This window comes from Streptomyces sp. CBMA29, from assembly GCF_014596445.1.
Classification (GTDB): Bacteria; Actinomycetota; Actinomycetes; order Streptomycetales; family Streptomycetaceae; genus Actinacidiphila.
In genome coordinates this window covers 1-2,844 of record NZ_MECL01000221.1, presented here as the reverse complement: position 1 = coordinate 2,844, position 2,844 = coordinate 1, and the positions used below count along the sequence as shown (strand labels likewise).

Genomic DNA, 2,844 nt, shown 5'->3' with positions numbered 1-2,844 from the left:
CGCGGGCCGCCTCGCGCTCGCGCAGCAGCGCCATGTCGCGGGCCCGCGAGGCCACTTCGAGCCGGACGCGGAGCGCGCTCTGCGCGCCGGGCGCGGCGTCCCGCTGCGCGACGGCGGCGCGGTGCAGGACCCGGGCACGGTCCACCTCCGCCTCGTCGAGCGGCGCCCGGACGGCGGCGGCCAGATCGTGCAGGACGGCTCCGACGACGTCCCAGGGCGGTAGGTCCGCGCCGCCCTCGTAGGCGTGCGCGGCCTCGGGCTCACGCCCCGCGAACACCCCGTACCAGCCGGGACGGTCCCCGAGCGCCGCCACCATCGACCGGAAGTAGAACGTGAACTCCGTTGCCGCACCGGCCAGTTCCGTTGTCATCACACCCTCGCATCCGCCGCCCCGCTCCCCGCGCCCGGTGGGCATTCGACACCCACGGTGTTACGACGCTGCTACGGGGAGTTTTCAACGGCGGACGATTTCGACAGTCGAACTTGCAAGTTTTCCTGTCGACGTCGTACGGTGCGACCATGCCCACCCAGGAGCAGGCGCGGGTCGCCGACGAGCTGACCGCGGTGATCGCGCGGCTCCAGCGCCGCTCGCGCGCCGCGTCGGCCTCGGCGCAGGGCGCGCTCACGCCTTCCCAGGTCTCGGTGTTGGGGCGGATCGGCAGCGGGGGTCCGGCGACCACCGCCGCCCTGGCTCGCGCCGAAACCGTCCGGCCGCAGTCCATGCGGATGACGCTCGCGGCGCTGGAGGAACGCGGGCTCGTCGCCCGCTCGCCGCACCCCACCGACGGCCGACAGGTCGTCTTCTCCCTCACCGGGGCCGGGGTCCGCCTGCGCGGCACCGGCCGCCGGGCCCGGCCCGGCTGGCTCGCCGAGGCGATCGACGCCGAGCTGTCCGCCGAGGACCAGCGCCGCCTGACCGAGGCGCTCGGCATCCTCCAGCGCCTGGTCGAGGCGTGACCGCGCGGCGCACGCGCACGACTGCCGCGTGACGGTCCCCGCCGACGCCGAGTCGCACGCGTTCGCGTGCGCGCACCCGTTCGCCAGGATCTTCCCGCGGCCGGCCGGGACGGCGGACGCGGACGCGATCATCGCCCTGTCGCCCGCCGCTCCGACCGCCTGAGCGGCATATTCGCGTCGAGCCAGGTCAGCGCGTAGGAGTCACCACCAGCGCCGAGCCGCCGCCGCGCCGTACCGGCTCCGCCGCGGCCAACCACCGGCCGTCGGAGAGCCGTTGCACACCGGTGGCGGCGCCGATCTCCGGATTCTGGGTGAAGTGCTGCCCGAGGGCTTCGAGTTGGGCCTTGAGCGGGCTGTCCCACAGGGCGGGTTCGAGTTCGGTCGCCGCCGCGTTGCGCTGGCTGGCGCGCGGCGCGGCGATGGCGTCCACCAACGGCAGGCCCCGGTCGACGTGTTCGGTGAGCACCTGGAGCACGGTGGTGATGATGGTCGCGCCGCCGGGCGAGCCGACCGCGAAGTCCACCCGGCCGTTCTTCAGCACGATCGTCGGCGAGATCGACGAGCGGGGCCGCTTGCCGGGCCCCGGCAGGTTCGGGTCGTGCACGGCCGGGCTGGCGGCCACGAAGGAGAAGTCCGTCAGCTCGTTGTTGAGCAGGAAGCCGCGGCCGGGGACGGTGATCGCGCTGCCGCCGGTCTGCTCGATGGTGAGGGTGTACGCGACGACGTTGCCCCACTTGTCGGCCACCGTCAGGTGCGTGGTGTTCTCGCCCTCGTAGGTGGTCGGCGCGGCCTTGCCTGTGGCGGCGCACGGGGTGGGGTGCGCCGGGTCGCCGGGCGGGAGCGGGCTGGTGAGCGCCGTGTCGTCCTTGATCAGGCAGGCCCGCGAGGCGGCGAAGCGCTTGGAGAGCAGCCCCGCGGTCGGCACCTGCTCGAACGCCGGGTCGCCGACCCAGCGGCCCCGGTCGGCGAAGGCGATCCGGCTGGCCTCGATGAAGTGGTGCAGATACTGCGCCTGGCCGGCGTGCGCCAGGTCCGTGTGCTCCAGGATGTTCAGCGCCTCGGCCACCGTCGTCCCGCCGGACGACGAGGGCGCGGGCCCGTACACGTCGAGGCCGCGGTACGACGTGTGCGTCGGCGCCTGGGTCTTGGCGTGGTACGCGGCCAGGTCCGCGGCGGTCAGGTCACCGGTGCGCACCACGCGGGTGGACGCCGGGTCCACCGGGGGTTTGCGTACGGTCCTGACGATGTCCGCGCCGATGTCGCCGTGGTAGATCGCGTTGATCCCCTTGCGGCCCAACTCCTCGTATGTGGCCGCCAGTTGGGGGTTGCGCAGGGTGGAGCCGACCGCCGGGGGCTGTCCGCCGGGCAGGAAGAGCGCGGCGGTGGCGGGGAAGTCCTTGAAGCGGTCCTGGTTCGCCGCGGTCTGGGAGTTGAAGGTCGCGTCCACGGTGAAGCCGTCGCGGGCGATCCGCTCCGCGGGCTTGAGGACGTCGCCGAGCGAGCGGCTGCCCCAGGAGTCCAGGGCGGTCTGCCAGGTGGCGGCGGTGCCGGGCACGCCGACACTGCGCCCGCTGGTGACCGCGTCGGCGAAGGCGAGCGGCTGGCCGTTCTCCACGAAGAGCTGGTCGGTGGCGCTGCGCGGGGCGGTCTCGCGGCCGTCGATGGTGGAGACCTTGTGCTGCCGCGCGTTGTAGTAGACGAAGTAGCCGCCTCCGCCGATGCCCGAGGAGTACGGCTCGGTCACGCCGAGGGCGGCGGCGGTGGCGACGGCCGCGTCCACGGCGTTGCCGCCGCGCCGCAGCACCTCGATGCCGGCGGCCGACGCGTCGGCGTCCACGCTGGCGACCGCTCCCCCGTAGCCGACGGCCAGCGGGGTCTTGGCCGTGG

Annotated in this window: 3 protein-coding genes and 1 pseudogene; 2 read left to right on the top strand and 2 right to left on the bottom strand. The window is 74.3% G+C overall.

Annotation, left to right across the window (positions count from 1 at the left end; translation table 11 throughout):
- Positions 1–370, bottom strand: a pseudogene (locus tag BGM09_RS30355) (hypothetical protein); the annotation flags it as partial.
- 149 nt (positions 371–519) lie between these two features.
- On the opposite strand from BGM09_RS30355, the gene BGM09_RS30350 reads away from it, so the two are divergent.
- Together BGM09_RS30350 and BGM09_RS38635 are read left to right on the top strand one after the other, a co-directional pair.
- Positions 520–957 carry a MarR family winged helix-turn-helix transcriptional regulator gene (locus BGM09_RS30350; RefSeq protein WP_188284932.1) on the top strand — a complete coding sequence of 146 codons (438 nt, stop codon included), beginning with the start codon at positions 520–522 and terminating at the stop codon, positions 955–957.
- Positions 958–985: 28 nt separating this feature from the next.
- Positions 986–1,120 (top strand): hypothetical protein, encoded by a 135-nt coding sequence (locus BGM09_RS38635; RefSeq protein ID WP_262928433.1) that lies wholly within the window; start codon positions 986–988, stop codon positions 1,118–1,120.
- A gap of 24 nt (positions 1,121–1,144) precedes the next feature.
- On the opposite strand, the gene ggt is transcribed toward BGM09_RS38635, so the two are convergent.
- The coding region (gene ggt, locus BGM09_RS30345; protein ID WP_188284931.1) for a gamma-glutamyltransferase at positions 1,145–2,844 on the bottom strand (1,700 nt) is incomplete at its 5' end.

What these genes read in the sequence shown, in the direction of transcription:
- BGM09_RS30350 (WP_188284932.1), top strand. Translation starts at nt 520, where the DNA reads ATGCCCACCCAGGAGCAGGCGCGGGTCGCCGACGAGCTGACCGCGGTG.